Annotated in this window: 13 protein-coding genes; 9 read left to right on the forward strand and 4 right to left on the reverse strand. The window is 48.2% G+C overall.

All coding sequences use genetic code 11. The features are described 5' to 3' along the window. Nucleotides 1-13: 13 nt before the first annotated feature. From KW844_RS15035 to KW844_RS15070, 8 genes are read left to right on the forward strand one after another with little or no spacing between them, the layout of a single operon-like run. Entirely contained in the window at nt 14-3,187 is a 3,174-nt protein-coding gene (locus tag KW844_RS15035) for a SusC/RagA family TonB-linked outer membrane protein (RefSeq protein ID WP_218377610.1), read from the forward strand. Nucleotides 3,188-3,225: 38 nt separating this feature from the next. Then, nucleotides 3,226-4,737, forward strand: a complete 1,512-nt coding sequence (locus tag KW844_RS15040) for a RagB/SusD family nutrient uptake outer membrane protein (protein WP_218377611.1) — start codon at nt 3,226-3,228, stop codon at nt 4,735-4,737. A gap of 18 nt (nt 4,738-4,755) precedes the next feature. Then, complete coding sequence (locus KW844_RS15045) at nt 4,756-5,463, forward strand: fasciclin domain-containing protein (protein WP_218377612.1); 708 nt, start codon at nt 4,756-4,758, stop codon at nt 5,461-5,463. A 20-nt stretch (nt 5,464-5,483) separates the two neighbouring features. Next, a complete protein-coding gene (locus tag KW844_RS15050; protein ID WP_218377613.1) occupies nt 5,484-7,124 on the forward strand; it encodes a DUF5008 domain-containing protein in 1,641 nt (546 codons plus the stop codon). A 30-nt stretch (nt 7,125-7,154) separates the two neighbouring features. After that, nucleotides 7,155-8,903 carry a LamG-like jellyroll fold domain-containing protein gene (locus KW844_RS15055; RefSeq protein ID WP_218377614.1) on the forward strand — a complete coding sequence of 583 codons (1,749 nt, stop codon included), beginning with the start codon at nt 7,155-7,157 and terminating at the stop codon, nt 8,901-8,903. Nucleotides 8,904-8,931: 28 nt separating this feature from the next. Then, nucleotides 8,932-10,401 (forward strand): M60 family metallopeptidase, encoded by a 1,470-nt coding sequence (locus tag KW844_RS15060; protein ID WP_218377615.1) that lies wholly within the window; start codon nt 8,932-8,934, stop codon nt 10,399-10,401. A gap of 35 nt (nt 10,402-10,436) precedes the next feature. Then, on the forward strand, nt 10,437-12,113 hold the full coding sequence (locus KW844_RS15065; RefSeq protein WP_218377616.1) for a LamG-like jellyroll fold domain-containing protein: 1,677 nt from the start codon (nt 10,437-10,439) through the stop codon (nt 12,111-12,113). 31 nt (nt 12,114-12,144) lie between these two features. Then, on the forward strand, nt 12,145-13,878 hold the full coding sequence (locus tag KW844_RS15070) for an alkaline phosphatase family protein (protein WP_218377617.1): 1,734 nt from the start codon (nt 12,145-12,147) through the stop codon (nt 13,876-13,878). A 47-nt stretch (nt 13,879-13,925) separates the two neighbouring features. Here KW844_RS15070 and KW844_RS15075 read toward each other — a convergent pair whose 3' ends face one another. From KW844_RS15075 to KW844_RS15085, 3 genes are read right to left on the reverse strand one after another with little or no spacing between them, the layout of a single operon-like run. Beyond that, nucleotides 13,926-19,997 (reverse strand): FG-GAP-like repeat-containing protein, encoded by a 6,072-nt coding sequence (locus KW844_RS15075; RefSeq protein WP_218377618.1) that lies wholly within the window; start codon nt 19,995-19,997, stop codon nt 13,926-13,928. 24 nt (nt 19,998-20,021) lie between these two features. Then, the gene (locus KW844_RS15080; RefSeq protein WP_218377619.1) at nt 20,022-20,426 is read right to left on the reverse strand and encodes a hypothetical protein; all 405 of its coding nucleotides are present in this window, start codon (nt 20,424-20,426) and stop codon (nt 20,022-20,024) included. A 16-nt stretch (nt 20,427-20,442) separates the two neighbouring features. Continuing rightward, nucleotides 20,443-20,868 (reverse strand): hypothetical protein, encoded by a 426-nt coding sequence (locus tag KW844_RS15085; RefSeq protein ID WP_218377620.1) that lies wholly within the window; start codon nt 20,866-20,868, stop codon nt 20,443-20,445. 392 nt (nt 20,869-21,260) lie between these two features. Between KW844_RS15085 and KW844_RS15090 the strand changes: the two genes are divergently transcribed. Beyond that, the gene (locus KW844_RS15090; protein WP_218377621.1) at nt 21,261-21,863 is read left to right on the forward strand and encodes an acyltransferase family protein; all 603 of its coding nucleotides are present in this window, start codon (nt 21,261-21,263) and stop codon (nt 21,861-21,863) included. Nucleotides 21,864-21,884: 21 nt separating this feature from the next. On the opposite strand, the gene KW844_RS15095 is transcribed toward KW844_RS15090, so the two are convergent. After that, nucleotides 21,885-22,859 (reverse strand): alpha/beta hydrolase, encoded by a 975-nt coding sequence (locus KW844_RS15095; RefSeq protein WP_218377622.1) that lies wholly within the window; start codon nt 22,857-22,859, stop codon nt 21,885-21,887. Nucleotides 22,860-22,918 lie beyond the last annotated feature (59 nt).

Here is a 22,918-nt window from a genome sequence, read left to right on the forward strand (position 1 = left end):
AAATCAAACCTTAATGTATAAGTCTGCAATTATACCAGGGAAGATAAAACAACTCTTAACGGTACTGGCTTTACTGTGGAGCGTTTGTGCAACTGCACAAACGAATATGGTAACCGTACGGGGGATTGTTTACGAAAAGGGCGCCAATACGGGTATTCCGGGCGTACCCATTCTGGTAGGTAAGCCGCCCAAAGGGGTAGGTACCACCGGCGCCGACGGTAGTTTCGTAGTAGTGGTACCGGAAGGCGCGGAGTTAACTTTTCAGTCCATGGGTTACAACCCCATGAAAGTAAAAGCGAAAACAGAGCTGATGCGTATATACCTGCTCGTGAAAGAAAATAAACTGAACGAACAGGTGGTGATCGGTTACCAGCGTAAATCCCGCGAAACAGTGACCGGTTCTACGGTGCTGATCTCCGGTAAAGAACTGCAAAACGCTCCGGTAGCAAACGTAATGGAACTGCTGCAAGGTAAGGTGGCAGGGTTGAACATCCAGAACAACACAGGTGCCCCTGGTTATGCCGGTACCATCCAGATGCGTGGTTTGAGTACCATGAGCATCACCGGCTCCGGCGATAACGCTTTCCTCACACCTACCTCCCCGCTGTTCGTGATCGACGGGGTACCGGTAGATCCCAACACCAATTTCGAATATGGCTTCAACCAGGCAGGTCCGGGTTTGAACCCCCTCTCCCTGATTCCCCAGGAAGATATCGAAAGCGTGCAAATCCTTAAAGATGCCCAGGCTACTGCTTTGTACGGCTCCAGAGGTGCCTACGGTGTAATGATCATCAACACCAAAAGAGGAAAGTCCAAAGTGCCGATCGTATCCTACACGGGCAACTTTTTCGTGAGCATCCCGCCAACCTTGCGTAAAGTAATTGGTGGTAACGAAGAGCGCCGCATGCGCATCAATCAGATACTAAACTATACGGATACACTATCATGGGCAAAGGAGCTGATCAACGGCACTCCCTTCCTGGCTGATTCCCTGAATCCTTATTATAACAACTCTACCGACTGGCAGGGCCTGTTCTACAAATACACCTACAATACTACCCATAACATGAGTGTTTCCGGTGGTGACGATCGCTTTAACTATAAAGTGAACCTCGGCTACTACAAGGAAAGCGGTATCCTGAAAAATACAGATTTTAACCGCTATAACATGAACACCAACATGCAGTACCGCCCAACCAACCGCCTGAAAGTATATGCTTCTATACAGGCTGCCATGGGGCAAAACAGCAAGGGTAGCGGTAACGGTATCACGCAGTCGGATGTAGGTAAGGCAGGTAACCAGTCGTCGCTGTTGCCGGCGCCGGCATTCTACTCTGCATCTGCCAATGCGGTAGCGGCATTGCGTAATGATAACATCAACAAAACTGCCAATATCCTCAGCAGTGTGGATGTGGATTATGAAATACTCAACGGTCTGCATGCCACCAGCAACTTCAGCTACAACTACACCGGTGAAACTGAAGATAACTTCATCCCTGCTGCCATCAACAACAACTTTGATGAGGTAACGGCGTATAATGGCCGCCGTCATACCTTGTACAGCCGCAGTGGTTTGAACTATTTCAAAACTATCAACGAAAAGCATAACCTGAGTTTTTACTTCTTCAATGAGTTAAGAAAATCAGGCTCCCAGGCCAGCAAGCTACGCCTGCGCGGTACTGCCAGCGATGAGCTGAAAGGCCCGCTGGGATCATCTGCCAGCTTCAGCAGCGGTGGTGTGCTGGACAATGCTACGGACGAACGCGACATGGGACTGGCCGGTAGTGCTACCTACAGCTTCATGAACAAGTACATCGTGGATGTTTCCTTCCGTAGAGATGCATCTTCAAAACTGGGTCGTAAAACGCCTTACTCCAACAACCCTTCCTTTGGGCTGAAATGGAACATCAACAGGGAAAACTACTTCAAGGATAAAACCTGGCTCGACTACGCGGATATCCGTTTCACCTGGGGCCGTAACGTAGTGCCGCAGGGTAACATCTTCTACGCATACGGTACCTACGATGACCGCAACGGTGGCCGCTATAACGATAAGCCGATGAGTGGTATCGACTATGGCCTGTTGCCTAATAACCACCTGCGCGCATTATCTACCACGCAATACAATACCGGTATCGACATCGGTTTGTGGAACGGTAAGCTGAACATCATGATGGATGCCTACCTGAAATATGTGGATAACAGCCTTATCCGCATTGACCTGCCTAACACCAGCGGCTTCGAGAAAACATGGAGCGATGATGCCGGTATGATGGACATCGGTTACGAATGGGACTTCACCTACCGCCCGCTTCCTAAAACCAGCAAACTTCAGTGGACAGTGAGTTTTAACGGTGCCATCAACAAGGACTATGTACGATATCTCCCTAATGGTGCCAGAGAACTGATGGATTATGATAGTACAAACAGACAAAGCTTGCTCCGCCGTGTAGGCCGTAACGTATTCACCAACGTATTGCTCAACACCCGTGGCGCTTACTCTACTATGGCCAATGTACAGGTAGATCCTGCCACCGGCCGCCCTATCATGGTATTGAATTACAAAGGTGATCAGCTGATGCTGGGTCGCCCGGGTGATCCGGTATGGACAGATCTCAACGGGGATTACATCATCGATGAACTGGATTATATCTACGCAGGAAATAGCCAGCCGCTGATTACCGGTGGTATCACTTCTTTCCTGACTTATGGCGCCTGGTCCATGAACGTGACCGCCAGCTATACAGCTATCAGAACTATCCTGAATAACGCGGTGCAATATCGCTTTGAAGGATATGCCGATCCTACCAACAGCAAAGTGGCGCTGGTACCATTGGATGATTATAACTACTGGAGCAAAAACGGAGATATAGCCAAATACCCGAATCCGTTTGACTATGTACGCCAGGGACAGGTGCGCCCTTATCGGGTAGACCAGACACTGTTTGAAGAAGATGGTTCTTATTTCAAAATACAGACCATCACGCTGTCATACACCATCCCGCGCGACAGAACGATCCGTTGGGGAGTAACCTCCTGCAGATCCTATTTAACTGTTACCAATCCGTTCATCTTCTCCAAATACAGTGGTCCTAACCCGGAAGCAGTATCTGCCCTGGGCCGCGACCAGAAAGATGGCTACCCGGTACGTAAAACAGTGACCGTAGGTCTTAACGTACAGTTCTAAACTTAACCTTAACGAATCAAGCAATTAAACCCAGATATATGAAGCGTTTACTAATCGGGATAGGAATGGCAGTATTGCTCTGCACCAGCCAGTCGGGCTGTAAAAAATTCCTGGACGCGGAAAGTCCTGTGAAGGAGTCCGGTGCTAGTTTCTGGAAAACGAGAGATGACGTAGAGCGTTTTACCAATAACCTTTACGGGGAGACAGCAGATATATTATTGAACAACTCCTTTTTCCTGGCAGCAGAATTCCGTTGCGGTGTGTACCGCCAAACAGCGCGATCAGTGAGCCTGTGGAGAACCAGGTATTACTTCGATTACCTCGTGTATAACGATATGCGCACGCTTAACGTGCACGACTATTGGAATGGCTTTTTCCATTTCGATGAAATCCGCAAATGGGCGCCCTACTTCAAAGTGATACAGGCCGCCGGCATTCTGCAGGATAACGTGATGGATATTTCCAAAGCCGAACTATCGGATGAGGATAAACGCCGTTATCGCGCAGAGGGCGTATGGATGCGCTGCTTCCTCTATTTTATCATGGTTCGTTTATACGGCGACGTGCCTTATTACAATGAACCTTACTTCGATAAAATCATTGGCCGTACCAAATTTGTGGATGTGCTCAACGCCTGCATTGCCGACCTGGCAGCAGTGAAAGATGACCTGCCCTGGGCATATACCAATACCAAAATGAAAGCGGTAAGGCCTACCCGTGGCGCCGCACTGGACCTGATGATGCACATGAACATGTGGAATGCAGGTTTTGATGAGGTGAACAAGGATAAGTATTACCAGGCTACCGTGGACCTGGGCAAGGAGCTGCTGGAGAAAAACAACGGCGCCTACCGCCTGTTGACGATTTCCGAATTTAAAACGCTCTTCAGAGGCGGTAGTGAAGAAGGATTATTTGAATTTACCCAGAACGTGAACTATGGAGAAGTAAGAGGCCTGGGTTATCAGTACCTCAACGATAACGTGCTGGAACATGGGGCTGGTAGTGGTTATGCCTATGTAGCTCCTGTAGCAGCAGCTATGAAGAAGATGTATCCGCTGGGCGTGGCCGATAAAAGAAGGGACCTCTGGTTTGATGTAAACACCTTGTATACCAATGGTAACCTGGTGGAGTTCCGCAAGTTTGCCGCTAACGCAGGTAGCAATATTGCTTTTGATGGTAACCTGATCTTTTTCCGTTTGTCAGACGCTATTCTGCTCGCGGCAGAGGCCAACGCGGAATTGGGTAGTGCTACTGAGCCGGAAGCTATCCGCCTGATGAACCTGATACGCGCAAGGGCAGAAACACCGTTGTACGTGGGTGCCGGCGGTGAAGCCCTCAAAGATGCCATCTTCTGGGAGCGCGCCAAAGAGCTCATGGGTGAAGGACATGCCTACTACGACCTGGTACGCACGCACCGTATCCTGAACTCAGAATACTGCACCGCACCTATCAGCCAGTCAGCCTTCCTGCGCGGCGCATGGACATGGCCTATCGATGAAAGTGCACTCAGTAATAACCCATTAATGACACTCAACGAATATTGGCGCTAAACCTAAACACAGCTGAAAATGAAAAAACATAACTTCTTTATCGTAATCGGTGTGGCAGCAGTAATCATGCTGTTGGGTGCCTGCAAAAAGGATTATTACCAGGATACCGGTCTGGCAAAAGGACAATATGATGGCACCATCATGCAGTACCTGGAAGCCCGCAGCGACTACTTTACCAAATTGGTGAAAGTGATTAAACTGGCCAAGCTGGAAGATGTGCTGAGTAAGGAACAGGTGACATTCTTCGCACCCAATGATATGTCTATCGACAGCACCATTCACGAAGCAAACGCGTTTTTGTACCAGTCCGGAAAGGATACTATCAAAACGCTGGAACAGGTGCCGGCAGCACTGTGGCGGGAAATGCTGGGGAAATATATTTTCCGCGGGAAATATAAGCTGAATGATTTTCCACAGGTCGACTGGGCATTTTTCACCACCTATCCGGGTGTGTACATGAAATCCTATGATGATGTGATTATGCATATCGGGGTGGTATACCACGATGAGGGCTCCGCGAAATACGTGGGATACAGGCAGCTGTATCTGTCCTATGTGCCTACACCGCAGCAATCCGGTGGCTTCATGAGTTCAGCGGTAGCATCGGTGAATATTGAGCCCACCAATGGTGTGGTGCATGCACTGGCCACCGCCACGCACGACTTCGGATTTTCGGTGTTTGATTTTTACAATCGCTGCCTGTTTTATGGTTACACCGGTAAGTAGTCACCCTTCAAATTTCAAACATGACAGTATCACTGAGAAATAAAATAATGTTCATCACACTGGCGGCCGGCCTGGTAGCAGGTTGCCAGAAAGATAATGACAAATTCTTCCCTGATCCTTATGCCGGAGGTAAACCGCAGTTGGGCGTGAAGTTCAGCGAAGCGCTGCCTAGCCCGGTTTCCGGTGGTCCGGGTGAAAAAATTACCTATAAGGTAAAAGGCCTGCTGGCGTATAAAGATTCCATTCACTTTTTTCAGAATGGAGAAGAAGCAGTCATCAGCAACGTGACCGATTCTACGCTCACCATCACCGTGCCGGCCAGCGCCAGCTCCGGCACCGGATGGATCGCCATCGGCGCACAGGTATTTCCTGCACCACTGTTTCGCGTAAACGGTAAAGCTAAACTGGATAATACTTTTAAGTCGGGTAGCGGTACCGATGGTATTATTTACCAGATCATTCCTACTTCCGACAACCGCTTCCTGCTCACCGGCGACTTCCGCTTATATAACAGCAACGGTCAGGGCAACTGGCTCAATGGCATCGCTAAAATCGAAAAGCATGGACAGTATGTAGCCGATATGAGTACGGACTCTGCTGCCGGTCGCTATGGCAGCATCTATTCAGCCGCCGAAATGCAGGACGGCCGTTTCATTGTAGCCGGTCCTTTCAACTCTTATGGTTATAAAAAAGGCCTCTTCAATTTCGCACGCATTAATATCTCCGGAAAAATAGATACTACTGTACAAACCGTTATCCCGGAAGAGTACAACTACGATCCGGATGCCGGACTCCCGGATATGACAGAGGCGTTGTCGAAAGATACCGTGTCGTCTTTCAACGGTGGCACCAGCTCTTCGCCCAGCAGAATATTTGAGCATAATGGCCGTGTGATTGCTTTTGGTAGTATGAGCCTTTATCAGCAGGTCTACTATAAGTCCAGTACCCGCAATGCCAAGGTAACGGATATACGAAAAATACACACCGTAATAGCCATGGACCTGGAAGGTAACCTGGACTCCACCTACCACTACGACCTGACCAACCACGAAGGTTTGCCGGGCGCCGATGGATACGTTTCGGATGCCGTACTGATGGACGATGGGAAATTGGTATTGGCAGGCAAATATCTGCGCTTTGATGGCGTTGCCGCAGGTAATATCATACGCCTCGATGCAAACGGACAGGTAGACAATACCTTCAAAGCGGGCGCCGGTGCCAATGGAGATATTCATTCCATTACGTTTAATAAAACTACCCGCAAGTTCCTTATCACCGGTAAGTTTACCAGCTTCAACGGGCAGGCCTGCAACGGTGTGCTGTTGCTGAATGAAGACGGTTCTCCGGCAACTAATTTCCAGACGGAGGTATTTGTAAACGGCTATCCGTCCAATGCACTGCAGCTGAAAAGCGGCATGGTGGTTATTACCGGCTCCTTCGAAAAATACGGTACCCGCAGTAAAAGAGGGCTGGTTATACTGAATGCAGATGGCTCCTATGCTACGGCCTATAACAACACCGGCGACTTAAACGGTGGGGTGTTAGGTATGTTGGAAACTACCTCTGCGGAAGGTGAAACAGCAGTATTGATTTACGGATTCATTCCTTCATTCGATAACACCACTGTTGGTAACCTGTTCCGTTTGGTACTGGCTAAATAATTATCTGTAACACCACAATCATTCAATCATATGAAAAAGATCATTTCATTGCTGGGAATGGCCGCTATCATCACCACGGTTTCCTGTAACAAGGATAAATCCGATATGATGTCCGGCACCGATTACAAAAATGATCCTGCACTGACTACCGGAGAACGAAAAGTACTGTTTGTTGTACTGGATGGGGTGAGAGGAAATACTGTACGTTCGCTCCAGCCAGCCGTGCTGTGGGGCATGCGCGACAGCGCCGTATATACCTGGGCGGGCGTATCGGATGCTTCCGGTACCAACGGTGCCAACTGGGCCGCTATGCTCACAGGGGTGCTGCCTGCTAAAAACGGTGTCACCAGTGAGGATCTGTCCACCGCTAACCTCAACGACTACCCGGTGTTTACCAAACGCCTCAAAGAAGCCGGTCTTATACAGTCCAGCGCAGCCTTCTGTGCCTCCGCAGCCCTGAGCCAGCAACTGATCGGCAATAGCATGGACGTAAACAAGGTACTGGCCACCGATGAAGAGGTGACCACCAATACCGTTGCCGAATTGGCAAAAGACGAAGCAGATATCATCTTCGCTGAATATAACGATGTGGACGAAGCCGGTAAGCAATACGGCTACGATGAATCCATTCCTGAATACGTGGCAGCCATTCAAAAAGCAGATCAGCAGGTAGGTAAACTCCTGAGCGCCCTGCGCGCCCGTAAAAATTACGGTAAGGAAGACTGGCTGGTGATCGTTACCTCCAATAAAGGCGGTAAATGGACGCTGCCCGCAGCAGAAGACGACGGTACCGTATTCAGCATGCCGGAAGTAAACAGCTTTACTTTCTTCTATAATCCAAGGTTTGTAGCAGCGCCTATCGCCAGACCTGAAAAGATCCGTGTAGCCTATGAAGGTAAAGCGGTACGCATGCAGGGAGATCCCAAAACCGCCGGTGCTTTTAATCGCGCTGAACTCAATGATGCCGGTGCATTCAATATCACCACAAAAGAAATGACGTTTGAATGCAAAATAAAAATGCTGAAAAATGCTTCCGGTAACTACAGTTACGGCCACCCGCCATTTTTTGGTAAAACATCTGCCAGATCAGGTACCACCGCTGGCTGGGCCTTTTTCCGCAATGGTGAGAAATTCGCGTTTTACGTAGCAGATGGCACGGTGAAATCAGAGCTCCCATCTGATCCTACCTATCCGGATGGTAACTGGCATGCACTCACCGGTGTGGTACGCCCAAGCGGCACTTCCCTGATGACCACCTTTTATGTAGATGGCAAGCTGGTAAAAAGCGGCTCCATTGCCAATGCGAAATTTGCCAGCATCACTTCCACTGTCAATACCATCATTGGTCCTTTCCCTGAAGTATTCAGCACCACCTGGCTCAATGCCTACATTACAGATGTGCGTATCTGGGAGGCTGCACTGCCGGAAGAAGTGATTAAAACTTGGGCAGAAAGAACCAGTATCAACAAATCACATCCTTACTATAATAAGCTGATCGGCTACTGGTCCTGCATGGAAGGCAATGGCAAACAGTTCGTGGATCAGTCGCCCTACAAACGCAACTACAACCTGGTAGGCACCTACACCTGGGATGAATTTGCAGATCCGAGCGGTTACCTCTACCCGGCCATACCTAATTTCGAAAGATATGTTCCAAACCCGGTAGACGTACCGATGGTGATCTACAACTGGATGAAACAGCCTGTGAGCCTGGACTGGAAGCTGGACGGTAAAACATGGCCGGCTACCTATCGCGATTTCCCGCAGATCAACCAGTAATGTGCTTTTATCAACTAAAATAACCGACATGAAATTATTCAACATAAAACCTTTGGCCGGTGTACTGATGATGGGAAGTCTGCTAATGGCCTGTACAAAGGAATATAATTATGAAAATGGTTACGATAAGCCACTGGCAGAGGATACTACCGGCATAGGCGGTATCGATACCAGCTTGTCGCGCATCGACAGCAGCGGGTTTACGGATGCACGTAAGTTCCCGGGCCTGGTGTCTGTGGTGGAACCGCGCCTGATGGATACTTCCGTAACCATTGATCTCAACTATAAATTGGTGTCACCGCAGCTGCGCATCGCGTCACCTCCGGGCAACTGGTTCAGTACCGGTTTTTACGCAGGCCCTGGTGAGCTGATCAAGATCGTGGTGCCGCAAGGTACCGAGGGTATGACCGTTCAGGTGGGCGCCCATACGGATAATATCAATGGTAAAATGCCGCAGCTTCGTGCAGGCGTGATCGTTACCCGTAAAACGGTGCTGCCGGGTGTAAACTATATCCGCAATATCTACGGCGGTCCTATCTACCTGATACCTACCGGGCCGGCTCCTAAAAAAGTCACCGTTACCTTCAGTAATGTTTGTAAGTCGCCGGATTTTGTTTTGGGAGAAACTACCGACGCTGATTGGAAAGAAGCCGTTCGCAAATCGCAGGTTCCGGTGGTGGAATTGCGCGGAAAGCGGTTCATCATAACGATGTATCGTAAGGTATTGGTGGGGCTGCTGAATACCTTCAACGCCGAAGCAGTCATGAAAAAATGGGATGACGTGATTGAAAAAGATTACAACGACTGGTATGGCCTGTCTGATAATCCGATCGATCCTATTGATCAGGCGCCTGGTACCCCGCACCGCTTTGTGCTGGACATCCAGATCTCTTTAGGTAGCGGCCATAGCGGCTATCCTTGTATGGCTTATCTCGACTGGCATGCCGACTTCCTGGATACCGCAGTGATTAGTCGCGGCGCCAGCTGGGGCCCTTGCCACGAAATCGGGCACAACTACCAGATGATCAACACCTGGAGCTGGGGCGGCGCGGATGCACTCACCGAAACTTCCAACAACCTGTTTGTGTTCAAGATCGCCAACCGCTTTGGTACCAAACCTCCACGCATATACGATGCGGAGCAAAACTTCGTGCAGCCGTCGCTCGATTTCGCTAAAAAAGACAGTACCGGTAAAACTTTTGTAACGCTAACGGATGTATTTCAGCGGCTGACGCCATTTGTGCAACTGTTCCAGAAATACGGTTACGGTATGATGGGTTCCATCTGCCGTGAGGCGCGCCACACCGAGCGTGAAATTTATATCGACGTGGTGAAAAAGGATTTCTTCTACGTGGCTGCCAGCAAGTATGCCCAAAAAGATCTCTATCCGTTCTTCCGCTACTGGGGCATTAATGTGTCGCCCACCGCGAGGGGAGAGGTCATGGGCCTGGGGCTGCCGCTGCTGACCGAACAGATATGGTTAAACGATATCCGCTAATCCTGCTGGTTTAACATCTACCTAAAAAAGAAAGCATGAAAAAAGTGAAATATATCCTGGGAGGTGCCGCTATCATAGCTATACTGGCAACGGCCTGCTCCAAAATAGGCGAGGTGCCGGGTGATACGGCCGACAAGCCAAAATTTACCGATAAAAGTAAAGTGCTGGTGATTGTGGTGGACGGCCTGGCCGGTAAACAGGTAAAAGCTGTGGCGCCGCCGGTTATTACGCAAATGATGGCACATAGCACGTACAGTTATGATACTAAAGCCGATACGGTTACTACCGATGGCGCTTCGCTGGCCACTTTATACACCGGCGTACCTTACGCAAAAAATGAAATCCGCGACAGCTCGCTGGTGGCAAGGTCCACCAGTGGTGCCAGGTATGCGCCTTTCCTGAGCCTCATCAAAAAAACCGGTAAGCGGGAGCTGAAAGCCATATCTGTAACGGCGTGGGAGGCAGTGAACAAAACCCTGCTGGCAGATGCTGCGGTGAAAATAACAACTAAAGATGATGATAAAACTGTTCTGGATTCAGCGGTGAACCGCCTGCAGAAAGATAGTCTGGACCTGATGTTTGTGCAATTCAACGGGATCAATAAGGCAGGTAAGCAATTCGGTTACTACAGTTATATACCGGAATATGCTGCTGCTATCAACCAGGTGGATGCCTATATTGGTGAGCTGCTGAAGACCATTAACAAACGCCCGGATTATCAGAATGAAAACTGGCTGGTGATTGTGCAGTCTACCCACGGTGGTATCGATAAATCCTATGGCTCCGACAGCGATGCGGAGATGAACAGTTTTTCCCTGTACTATTGCCCGGATCTGTTCCGCTACCAGATTGATCAGCCGCAAACTATTGCTGCCAGCATCAAGTTCAACGAGCAGAATGAGAAAACGGTGAATGCCGTGCTGAATGATGCCTCGATGTACAACATTGGTGCACCGGCTTCTGCGAATCAGTTTACAGTGGAGTGTAAGATTAAGACGCCTAAAGGGAGCAACCCTACTTATCCTGCTTTCTTATCCAAGCGCGCCAGCTTTGCAGTAGGTCAGGTAGGATGGGCATTTTTCCAGGAAGGCAACTACTGGCAGGTGAACCTGTCCGGTACTGGTGCTACTAAGAATATACAGGCGAAAGGTGCCGATATCAATGATGGTAACTGGCATCACCTCACTTGTGTGTTTGCTACCAAAGCCAACAACGTAAGAGTATGCTCCACCTATACAGACGGTAAGTATAACGGTACCAACACCATAACGGAATTTGGTAATCTGAATAGTCCGGCGCCGCTTACTATCGGCTTCATTCCGGGTTCTATCAATACGCCTGTTACTGTTTACATGTCTGATGTACGGTTTTGGGCAGATACCCTTCCCGCTGCTACCATCGCTGCTTTCAGCTGCACGAATGTATTGGATCAGCACCCGTATCTCTCTAAACTCATCGGCTGGTGGCCAATGAATGAACGCAAAGGCAATGTGATCAGAAACGCCGTGCCGGCAGCTGCGGGCAAGGACTTTAAGGTAAACGGTGTGTTCTCCTGGGAAGCTATGAACTATGTGCTGCCTTGTTCCGGTAATGCGGATAAACAGAATCCGCCTAACAACACGGAGCTGTGTTATCAGATTGCTTACTGGCTCAACCTCGAACTGAATCCCGACTGGGAAATTGGTGGTCGCCTCTGGCTCAAATTCTTTTAACGGATTGTTTCATTCTTAACGAATGTATCTTATGCAGAAATTATTGACAAATTATATGAAATACGGCGTGGCGGGTGTGTTTGCGGCAATGATCGGTTTTACCGCCTGTACAAGGGAAACGGTGGCCCCTGTGCGTTATGATACGGATACGTCCGCACAGCTGATCGGTAATCCGAGTCTGAAAGAAAGGAAAGTGCTGATCATCGGTGTTGATGGCGCCATTGCTCACCTGGTGGATACGTACAAGCCACCGGTGATTGCAGGCCTGCTGCCGAAAAGTACGTATACGTTTAACGGGATGAATGATACCATCAACAGTGCCGGCGCTACCTGGTCCACGCTGATGACCGGGTTCCCGGTGCAGGCGCATAAGGTGATAGACAGCACGCTTATTCCACGTTCAGTGGAAGGTAGTCATGATCCGATTAAATACTACAACAGCTTTTTGTATTATATCAAGGAAGATAATAACCGCGCTAAGATCACCAGTATCTCGCAATGGGCTGATCTCAACTATTTCACGATGAACGTGGCCGATAAAATCGTGAATGTAGATGTTGCCAAAGGGGATAAAGGTGTGGCGGAGGAAGCGGTAAAAGAATTAGCAAATGCAGATCCGGATATCGTTATCGTTAATTTCAACGGACCTGCTGTTGCCGGCAAAAAAACAGGCTTCCTGGATAATGCGGAATATCGCCAATCCATCATGGATGTGGATGCCCGCATTGGTGAAGTGGTGAAAGCTTTGCAGGCCAGAAAGGATACTGCAAAAGAAGAGTGGCTGGTAGTGATTCAAAATACCACTGGAGGCTTCCTCAACCGGATGGGTGGTGCATCGCACTACGAAAGGGATAACATGACGATCTACTACAGTCCGGTAATCACGCCGGGTCGTGTGGATGGTCCGTGGTTCCATTCCACCGGCGTACGTTATTTGGGTGGTGCCGGTAACTACGTTCGCGCTGAAAATAATGATGGCGGATTGTATAACCTGGGTGATAAAGAGATGACGATTGAAGCGAAAGTACGTTTCAATAAAGGACCACGGGGCAACTATACCTACAGCTATCCGCCTTTCCTCAGTAAGATCGATTCACTGGATGGCACTATTGCCGGATGGGGCTTTTACAGAGATGGTACCAACATTGCGTTTGCTTACCAGGACGGTAAAAATGCCAACGAGGTACGCCCTGGTGTAGGCATCAGCGATGGGAACTGGCATGCGATTACGGCTACACTGAAACATACCTACGATGCTACTAACGGGCATACCTATACGGCAAGCGCCTATATAGATGGTACCGCCAAAGCTACTACCACTATCAAAAAAGGAGAGCCGAAAATAGAATCGCTGGCGCCGTTGGTCATCGGTTATCGCCCGGTGATTTACAACGATAACAACGAAATCGATATGTACATGATTGATGTGCATATCTACAATACGGTGCTGCCGGATGACGTGATCCTTACGAACGCCAAATCGTATGATGTAAATCCTGCCAGTCCATATGCAGCCAATGTAATCGGTAACTGGTCGGGAGATGAGGAGTTGGGAAATACACTGTATGACCGCAGTGCCAGCAAAAAGAATTTCACCGTAACGGGCAGGCCCAGCTGGGATGCATTTAACCTGGTAATGGGTACTACGCCTGGGCCATGTAATTTGGATGTGGCGGCCAGTGTGCTCGATTGGATCGGGATTACGCTGCCGGCTACTACGAAGCCGCCGGGAGTGAGCTGGATTAAGGTGATTGGAGCGAAGTAATGGATGATATTAAATCGGGTGAGCAAAAAAATGCTCACCCGATTTATTTAAAAGTTTGAGGGTGCGTAAATAATCTTGTTAAATTGGATTGTTCCCGCCCTTCTCATCTGCATCCAGATGGATGCAGAGTTGCGTAATGATTCACCCGTAGCTCTGTAATGACCTGTCACATTTTTTAGCACGAGGTTGTTGTCCTGATTGAGGCTCACGTATCCTGCGCCATACGTTAGGTCGCCTTCCCCTTCGACGGCTGCGTGCGATATTATGCTGCTTCCTACTTTGACCTGAAAGTCTCTGAAAGAAATAGTAAACTTAAAATCTTCGTCACTACTGTTCAAAGCCTCGTTTATTTGCTGTGGTGTCTGCGCCCATCTTGCCCAACCCATCTCCAGATAAGAATCACGTTCAAGCTTTTCGTCCTTTAAACCTTCTGGATCGGTATTTTGGAAAATCCTGTTGCCATAAGCATCAAAACCATACACATCATTAACACCTCTAAAAATAGAAGCTTTGGGTTTTCTTATGGCAATGTTTAGTCGCTCTTCTACAGACATTCCTTGATAGTAATCACGATATGATTTGTAAATAGGTACTATCTCCGCACGTGTCAGGCTTCGGTCTTTGAGTCCATCCCCTAAGGCAGCCCAAAAATGTGGGCCTACTTCCTCTTGGGCGAGGGCAGCCAGTTCATCAATACGGGCAAATCTTTCATCTGATATATACGTGGCTAATACATCTTCTATGGCATCAGCCAGCACTGCTTCCGGGGCTACCATTGCCGTCGCCATGTCTACGAGTGTCATTAGCTCCACCGAGCCTTCAAATGTCTCTATTATTTCGGCATCCATCAGAAAGTGCCCGCTTGGATCATAATTCTTAACGGGGTTATTGAGTGCATAGGCATAACGGTTATATACGTCCGACTGATATGGTTTACCACCTAACTGATTATCTGCGGTAATAAACCTGCCTGTGATGGGGTTGTAATACCTGGCGTTGAAATAATACAGCCCATTTTCATCCAGTTCCATCCCGGAAAACAGGTAATCAGTGGTGATTGACCCAGTTATGGTATCCAAGGTGCCATAAGGGGTGTATTTCATGTTACTGGTGGCTGCGCCGGTAGTGTTGGTGGTAAGTAAGGTGGAGTTGATGAAATTGCCATGCAGGTAGCTGGGCCCTTTGGTGGTGGATATTGAGGCTATCCGCTGCCCAGGTATCTGTACGAATCTTATGCCTTGGCTACCTTTGCTATTGTTAATCACATTGTAGTTTGGTGATACATAGATTTCGGTGCTGCCGGATTTAAAGTCTTTCTTAAAGGTGCGTTGTCCGGTATAATCATAAGCGAAAGCACTTAGCGTATCGCTGCCGGAAAGGATGGCTGTCAGCTGATTAAATGTGTTGTATCCGAAAGTGAATGGCGTGGTATTGCCTTGTAGGCTGATGGTATGCCCGGATAAGTTACCATTTTTGTCGTAACTGGCTGAGTACACCTGCTGTCCCTGTAATGTGCCGGTTATCACCTGATAGTTATTATTGTAGGTGTATGTAATATTATCCTTCAGGGTGAGATTTCCGGAGGGGTTATACTGATAACTGGCGCTGCTCAGGGAATTAGATGCTTGTATCAGGCGACCATTTGGTGCATACTGGTAAGTTTCGCTGTTGGCTGGCACGAGGTGATCCGTTATAGATGCTACATTGTAGCGGTTTGTCCAGCTATATGTTTTGTTGGCGAGGGTAGTGTCACCAGACAGTATAGAATAGTTTAGCACCTTGCCAAAAGGCAAATAGGTGGCATTCCGTTGTACCTGGTTACCATAAATCAGCTGTAGCTGATCGCCATAGGCATCGTACTGGGGAATGGTAAGATACGGGGTAGGAGTAGCATTCAGTCCTTCCGCAAACGTGACCTGACGGAGATACCCATTATTGTAGTAGCTGTAGTTAGCGACACTGCTATCCGGATAAATCAATAGGGCTATGCTGCCGTCCGGATTGTAGGAGTTTTGTTCCGTACAGGAATAGTTAGCGGTATGGATGTTTGTGCTGATTGGGCGATGGTAGCCATCATAATTGTAAGTATGTGTGGTTTGCAGCAGAGAGTCTACCACCTTACAGAGATTTGTCATTCCATTTTTAACCGTACTGAGGTCATATTGGTAACTGGTATTTTGATAGTGGGTGGCTACAGCAATTCTCCGCTGAAGTGCATCCATCTCACAAAATATAGTATCACCTTTTGCAGGAACTACCAAAAAATTATTGTTTGTATAATTACGTAGATATTGCGTGGTGCCGCTTGCAGGGTTGGTAGTACTGGCAAGATCCCCGGTAGAAAAGTAAGTATAGGTACTGGTTAGTCCCCCCGGATCTGTTACCTGAATGATACGCCCAAGCGGGTCATATTGATAAGTGGTGGTGAGCTTTGTTGCATCAGTTGCCTGCGTGGGTTTGGGTTTGCCACCATAGTAGTCAACCGTCCGATAAATGGTGGCAGAGTCAGGAGTGCTTGCTGCCAGTGTGATGGCGGTGGTTTTGTTATAATAGTTGAAGATGTTACTAATGGTACTATTACCGGGGCCAGGAATGGAAATTTGTACAGGCCGGCGATAAGGATCATAGGAAAGTCGGGTGACCTGCGCACTATCCGACGGGAAGTACGGAAGGGAGAAAACGGTCAGTTGATTATTGCTGTTATATGCTTTCTGCTGCAGCACCTGTTGGCGGTTAATACCTTGCCAGCTTCGTTGGACTTCACGGGATAATCCATCATACACCACAAAGGAAGTGTCCCATTGGGTGCCTGCCCAGTTACTGCGTACTACGCGCTGTTGCACAAAACCAGCAGGCAGGTTTGTGAAGTAGGCGTAGTTGGACAATACTACCTGTTTGCCGGTACTATCCGGTCCGAGTGAAACACTATCCCGCCCGAACTGATCACAAAGTGTTGTGAATGTAATATTATTGGCATCGGTGGTACTAATAGTTTGCCCGTTAGCCGGATCAATTTTGATTAACGTGGTAAGTTGGTTACCCCATTGATTAGGCGGACTGATCATTTTTGCCGGAAAGGAGTGGTAGGCGGTATCTACAACAATCCGGTTCGTGTCACCAGCTGCATTTACTGTCATGATTTGGTTCCCATATATATCATAACCATATTGGTTATTCAGCCAGGTGTTGTTAGCGTTCAGCCACATGCTGTTTTGGTTTGGCAGCCAGGAACGCTGGTTGTTATATTGCCAGGTTTGTTGCTGGAGAATGGCCGCCTGCGTGGTGTCTGAAGCGATCCTTTGTTCATGTTTATACCCGATATGCCAGGTTACACTGTCGTTGATATACCTTACTTCCGTAAGCAAACGATGGTTTTCTGCAGTGTCATTGAGTTGTTCCGTGAGCACAGTATTGCCGAAATCGTCGTAGCCGTAGTTTGTGCCAATGGTAAAGGCGAATTGCCCGTAGTCATAATGATCTATACGATTGGCTGCGTTGAACACCTGGTAACAGATGGCATTGGTATTAAAGGTATCTGCCTGCTGGTAATACTGGTTGCGGTTGCGCGACAACAGATTCCCTTTTAAATCCTGGGTAGTACAGGATTGTACTTTTCCGGTAAATGGAAATTGCTGTAAGTAGGTATTGGTGGTTACATTACCGGCGCTGCTGTCTGTTTCCTGTACCTGGCTGAAACCCAGCCACCCATATGCTTGCATGTCAGTGAGTGAGCCACTGTATTTAAAGTTATAGGGATAATTATTACCCATGCCGTCACTCAGCACATAACGTTGCACCAGGTAGGAGGAAGACTGCGTGGACACATATGGATACAAGGAAGACTGCGTAGCAGATAAAACAGTTGAGTTGTACCGGTTTTGCAGATACAGTCCATCCACAAGAGCATTATTGTTACCTCCTTGGCTGTATACAGCACTGCTGGTCATGGGTGTATGCTGAAACTGATAGGTGCCATTGATGCCATTGTTAATACTGGTAACCAGGTCAGGTACCTGGTTACTGGTTTGTACTGTCCCTGAATTTTGATCACCCCCAAAGTAAATCGTATTATTATTGGCAGTAAAAATATCAGCCACACCGTCGCCATTGAAGTCACCCAGCCAGGCATAACCCGTTTGTACCGTTGGAGGCCTGGTTGGCTGGGGATAGAATTTTCCACAATAGTTGTAGTATACCGTAGCCAGGGTGCCATTGAAAGCATAGATATCCATGGTGCCGTCGCCGTTAAAGTCACTGATCCAGTTGGTGGTACTGTTGAGGTTCATGCCAGATAATGGTTGGCCGGCGGCGAAACCTTTGCCATTGGAAAAATACATCGTATATGCCTGTCCGTTGAAAGTGAGCAGGTCGGTAAGGCCATCGTTATTGAAATCCGCCACCAGGTTGCTACCTGGGTCAGCGCTGATATTCATTCCTGCTATAGGAATAGGGGCGGCAAATTGATTGGATTGAGAAAAATTGGAGAGATAGAGGGTGCCGCTTTTAGAATCTGCGCTATACAGATCTGCCTGGGAATCTCCGTTAACATCCACTACGAAGATTTCTCCGGAGGCAAGCTGCATATTGGAGATGGTTTGTGCAGGCTTAAAACCATTGCCATTGGATAAATATACATACGCGGTAGTACCCATGATGGACAGCAGATCGGCCATACCATCACCATTCATATCTGAAGTGAAAATACAATTGGAGCAGTTGGTATTAAATTTCAGGTCCCTGGTTACAACCGGTTTTGCGCTGAGCACATGGGTTTGCGGATCACAAAAATAGATATTGGCTAATCCTGCATTCAGGACCATCAGGTCAGGGAAGCCGTCGCCATTATAATCGGCCACGTACGATTGGTCAGAAATATCAATAGGACTTGGTAGTTTCTGCATGGTAAATCCGCTGCCATTGGCATAGTAAATGGCTTCCACCATACTGGCGCTGTTCAGCGGGAGCAGATCTGTTTTTCCATCGCCATTGAAATCGCCTTCATAGCCGGTATTGGTAGGGGGCCCTTCATACCTGGCAGATTGCTGAACAAAGCCGTTAGGCCCGTTGGTCCATTGTAGTGTAATCGGCGCCGTTGCACCACCGTAGGTGCCGTATTCATTGATAGCAGCGATGCGGCTGATGGGTGCCGGGTTAGTACTGTCGTAGGTCAGCCAGTATGTTTTCACAGGTACGGTGTCCTGGCCTTTTACAATATAAGTGCGGATAGCCTTGAGGCGAACGGAGATGGCACTGTTGGCGCCACCGGCAAAATACAGTAGTGTATCCGGGCGGGGTTCGTAGTAGAACTTTACAAACCGGTTTGACTCGTTCGTATATGTGCTGCCGTAGGATATCACATCCGGGTAGGAAGTGCCATCGCTGGCGCATCCGGTCATAGGCTGTCCCTGTATGTTAGCGGGCGTTTTGGAATAGGAAAATTTTACTTTGTTGCCGGTGGTGCTTACATATTCCTGTACCATCCATTTTTTGATGGTACCTTTTAATGCGCCGCTGTTGAAGTCCGCCCCTTGTGCCACCACCTGGCTGCCATAGCCTGTGCCGAAGGTGGCGGTAGAGCCATTTTTAAGTTGTACAATAAAGGCTTCGGGACCTTGACCGGCGGTGCCAAGAGCAGTCACTTTTTTCCAGCTTTGCTGCTGTGTGAAATAAGTGCTGCGCGGGGTGAAGTAGGTACCGCTTTGTGCGGAATTATTCATGAGCCTTGTACCGCTTAATGAAAACCGGTCGTTGGTATCATAGTTTACACCACCGCGGAAACCATCCTGCGGAACAGTGGCGCCCGACCTCGTGATAGCTGAAATGCCGGTTATTCCCCAGCCCATACCTAACAGGCCGTTGCCTGACTGACTGTTAAATGAGAGTTGCAGGGAAGGAGCTGCGCCCTGGTTGCCAGGCGGCAGCGTTAAAGAAATGCTGTATGTGGCTGCACCGTTGGCGTTGACAGTCATCTTTCCCTGCAACACACCATTAAATGGTGTACCTGGAGCCAGCTGCTTGCTGTTAGTAGTTTTCCGTTGCGCAGACTGAGCCTGCGCTACCTGAATGCCGGTTAACAACAGCAGCATCAGATAACAACATTTAATAGTGGTTTTTCTCATAGGATGTTGAATTTTTGAGGCGTATTAATTAGATCGGATGGTAATGGTAAACGTATAATTATAACCATCAACAACTGGCGTGGTAGCCCCTTCTACATAATAGCCCTGGCCTGGAACGATAGAAGGCATAGGGCCTCCATTCAGGCCGCTGAGATTATAGGTAATTGTCAACTGCGGACCTGTCGGGAGGTTGAAAATAGCGGTGCCTTTACAGTCTGCTTTATTTGGTGTACCGTATGACGGGGGTGAATACACCTGAAGAATCGTGGCCTTATCACCGTCTGCTAATGTCGGAACAATTACAGGCGGCAATGAATCGGGATATAAAGAACCATCTTTCAGAAAACTAAAGGTACTGAATGTAATATCGCCCGCATTCGTACTGTTGGTAGCAATGATGGTGACACTTGCTGTTCTGGCTGAACTCATGTTAATGTTTTTTGAATTAAGATTTACGTTTGAGGGTGAGGTAAGCAGTCACACTATTCCCTTTCGTAGGATTCGAAGGGTTCATGCCGCTGCCATCAATGTCAATAGAATAGTCCACAGTGTATAAAGTGCCTTTGCTGGGAATACTCTGAATACCGGCATAGAAGAAGCAGTCGCTGCCATCATCGGAGCCGGCTTCGTCATACGGGCAGTTAATTGCTAAATATAACATGGAGCCATCGTTTAGCTGATATTGCACGTGGGCGGTGGAACCATGGGCTGCATTGGGCGTCTTATAAAAGGCGAACAACAATTTCTTGTAATCACCTACTGCAATATCCTGGGGAGAAGTATGGGCTCTCCCATGCATGAGGTTCAGGTTTTGTGGATTGTAACTGTACTCGGTCTCGTTAGTGATGTAACAGAGCGCGTTTCTTGTCATATTAAATGTGCGTTTAGGGGTGAATAATTATCCCGTCCGGGACGTTTAAAGAAAAGAGATGAATGCGGATAATAGGCTGCCACAGCATTTCCTGGAGGTGAAATGAAGCAGGGACGGCACTATGGCTTACGATAGGGAGGAATCGAAGCGCTTATATTGGTTATTGCATCTGGTTATTCGAAAGGTATTTACGAAGACGGAGTTTGGTTGGATTTTCAAAATGATAATAAGGGTGGCAAATTGCAAATGATCGGGCGGGGTTGCTTTCATTGGTGTCAGGGTGGTTGCAGTAAGATTTCAGATATTGCTAACGCTGACGTCTACCCTAATACCTTACCTATATATCCCCTGTTAGTCTGTTCCCGGTAATACCGATATTTTTACTTGTACTGGTGGTAATAACAATAATTAGTAAGCTGTTGTACATTACTCCGTTGGAAGGCCGTTATAAATCTATCGACGGTTTGCATGGCTATCTTGCATTTTTTGTGTTTCTCCATCATTCGGTGATCTGGTATTATTTTTTACATGGGAGAGGTTGGACTTTTCCTCCATCGCGGGTGTTCAGTCATTTCGGGCCTACCAGCGTTTCTTTGTTTTTTATGATCACAGCATTTCTCTTCTTTTCTAAATTATTTGCAGCAAAGCAGCAGGGAATTGACTGGTTGAAGTTGTATGTATCAAGATGTATGCGGATTTTGCCATTGTATTGCTTTCTATTGTTGCTACTGTTGGTGATGGTAGGGATATTATCTGACTGGAGGTTAAAGGAGCCGTTATCCGCCCTGCTACTGCACATAGGAGGTTGGCTGTTAATTATGGAACCTGCCATCAACGGGATTGACGGTACCAGGTTTATAATTGCCGGTGTGGTATGGAGTCTGGCTTTCGAAGGTGCACTGGCTGATCGTAACGCTATCCAGTGTGTTGCTGATTGCGATTTTCACACTGACCTGGCATTTTATCGAGCGGCCTTGTATTGCGGCCACGGATAAAGTTACACGCAAAGTCCGTCGCTACTTCGAAGAGTAATTGCTTGCTTGTGTCGTAGCGCTCCAGGTAGCGGCTTTGATCCATGAAATACAGGGGTCTATCCACTGAATAGCAGCGGTGTTGTTGTTGACACCAAAGCCATGGCCACCTTTGGTATATACAAAGAATTTTACCGGTACCTGCTGTTGCTCCATGGCTGCCACGAAACAGAGGCTGTTGCCTACTTTAACAATTTGATCGTCCACAGCATGTACGATAAACGTTGGCGGTGTGGCTGGTGTTACCTGTAGTTCATTGGAGTATTCCGTGATTTTTTCCCGGGTGATGGCCGGGCCAATCAGGTTTTGGCGCGATAGTTCGTGTGTAAGGCTGTCAGCAAAGCTGATGACGGGATATACCAGCACCATGAAGTCAGGTCGAAGACTGGTATTACGGGGATTATCGATATATGTTTTGTTGAAATGTGTACCTGCGGTTGATACGAGGTGTCCGCCTGCTGAAAAGCCCATGATGCCTACCTGGTCTACTTTGATATGATATTGTTCCGCATGTTCTCTGACGTATTGAATGGCGCGTTGTGCGTCCTGCACGGGGCCGGTTTCTTTGTTGATCATCAGGTCTGCACGGGGCACTCTGTAGTGTAGCAGGAATGCAGTGATACCTGCTGCTGCGAGCTTTTCTGCGGCAGGGATGCCTTCTACGCGGTCGGCCACATTACGGTAGGAGCCGCCGGAGCAAACAATTACCGCTGCGCCAGTCGCCTTGCCTGAAGCTGGTGCATACACGGTAAGGGTGGGCATGATAGTTTTTGCCCGGAAGATGATGGTGTCTGCCGATGTCAGCCAGCTCTTGCCCCGTAAGGTGTCCATGTCGGAGTTGCTGGCAATCGCATTCGGAACTTTGCCATTTCCATAGAGCGGGAAGGGCGTTTGTGCGGTAGTAGCCAACACCATCGCCAGCATAGCCGTCAATATTAGCAATCTGGATGTTATGGGCATGTGCAAATAGGCTTATGGTTGAATATTGTGAGTCGGGCAACACAGGAAAGGGTTTTCTC

This window comes from Chitinophaga sp. sic0106 (assembly GCF_019219075.1).
GTDB lineage: Bacteria > Bacteroidota > Bacteroidia > Chitinophagales > Chitinophagaceae > Chitinophaga.

Excerpts from the sequence above, each read along its gene's own strand:
- KW844_RS15035 (WP_218377610.1), top strand. The coding sequence starts at position 14 with ATGTATAAGTCTGCAATTATACCAGGGAAGATAAAACAACTCTTAACG.
- KW844_RS15060 (WP_218377615.1), top strand. The coding sequence starts at position 8,932 with ATGAAATTATTCAACATAAAACCTTTGGCCGGTGTACTGATGATGGGA.
- KW844_RS15085 (WP_218377620.1), bottom strand. The coding sequence starts at position 20,868 with ATGACAAGAAACGCGCTCTGTTACATCACTAACGAGACCGAGTACAGT.
- KW844_RS15050 (WP_218377613.1), top strand. The coding sequence starts at position 5,484 with ATGACAGTATCACTGAGAAATAAAATAATGTTCATCACACTGGCGGCC.
- KW844_RS15040 (WP_218377611.1), top strand. The coding sequence starts at position 3,226 with ATGAAGCGTTTACTAATCGGGATAGGAATGGCAGTATTGCTCTGCACC.
- KW844_RS15080 (WP_218377619.1), bottom strand. The coding sequence starts at position 20,426 with ATGAGTTCAGCCAGAACAGCAAGTGTCACCATCATTGCTACCAACAGT.
- KW844_RS15070 (WP_218377617.1), top strand. The coding sequence starts at position 12,145 with ATGCAGAAATTATTGACAAATTATATGAAATACGGCGTGGCGGGTGTG.
- KW844_RS15055 (WP_218377614.1), top strand. The coding sequence starts at position 7,155 with ATGAAAAAGATCATTTCATTGCTGGGAATGGCCGCTATCATCACCACG.
- KW844_RS15065 (WP_218377616.1), top strand. The coding sequence starts at position 10,437 with ATGAAAAAAGTGAAATATATCCTGGGAGGTGCCGCTATCATAGCTATA.
- KW844_RS15075 (WP_218377618.1), bottom strand. The coding sequence starts at position 19,997 with ATGAGAAAAACCACTATTAAATGTTGTTATCTGATGCTGCTGTTGTTA.
- KW844_RS15095 (WP_218377622.1), bottom strand. The coding sequence starts at position 22,859 with ATGCCCATAACATCCAGATTGCTAATATTGACGGCTATGCTGGCGATG.
- KW844_RS15045 (WP_218377612.1), top strand. The coding sequence starts at position 4,756 with ATGAAAAAACATAACTTCTTTATCGTAATCGGTGTGGCAGCAGTAATC.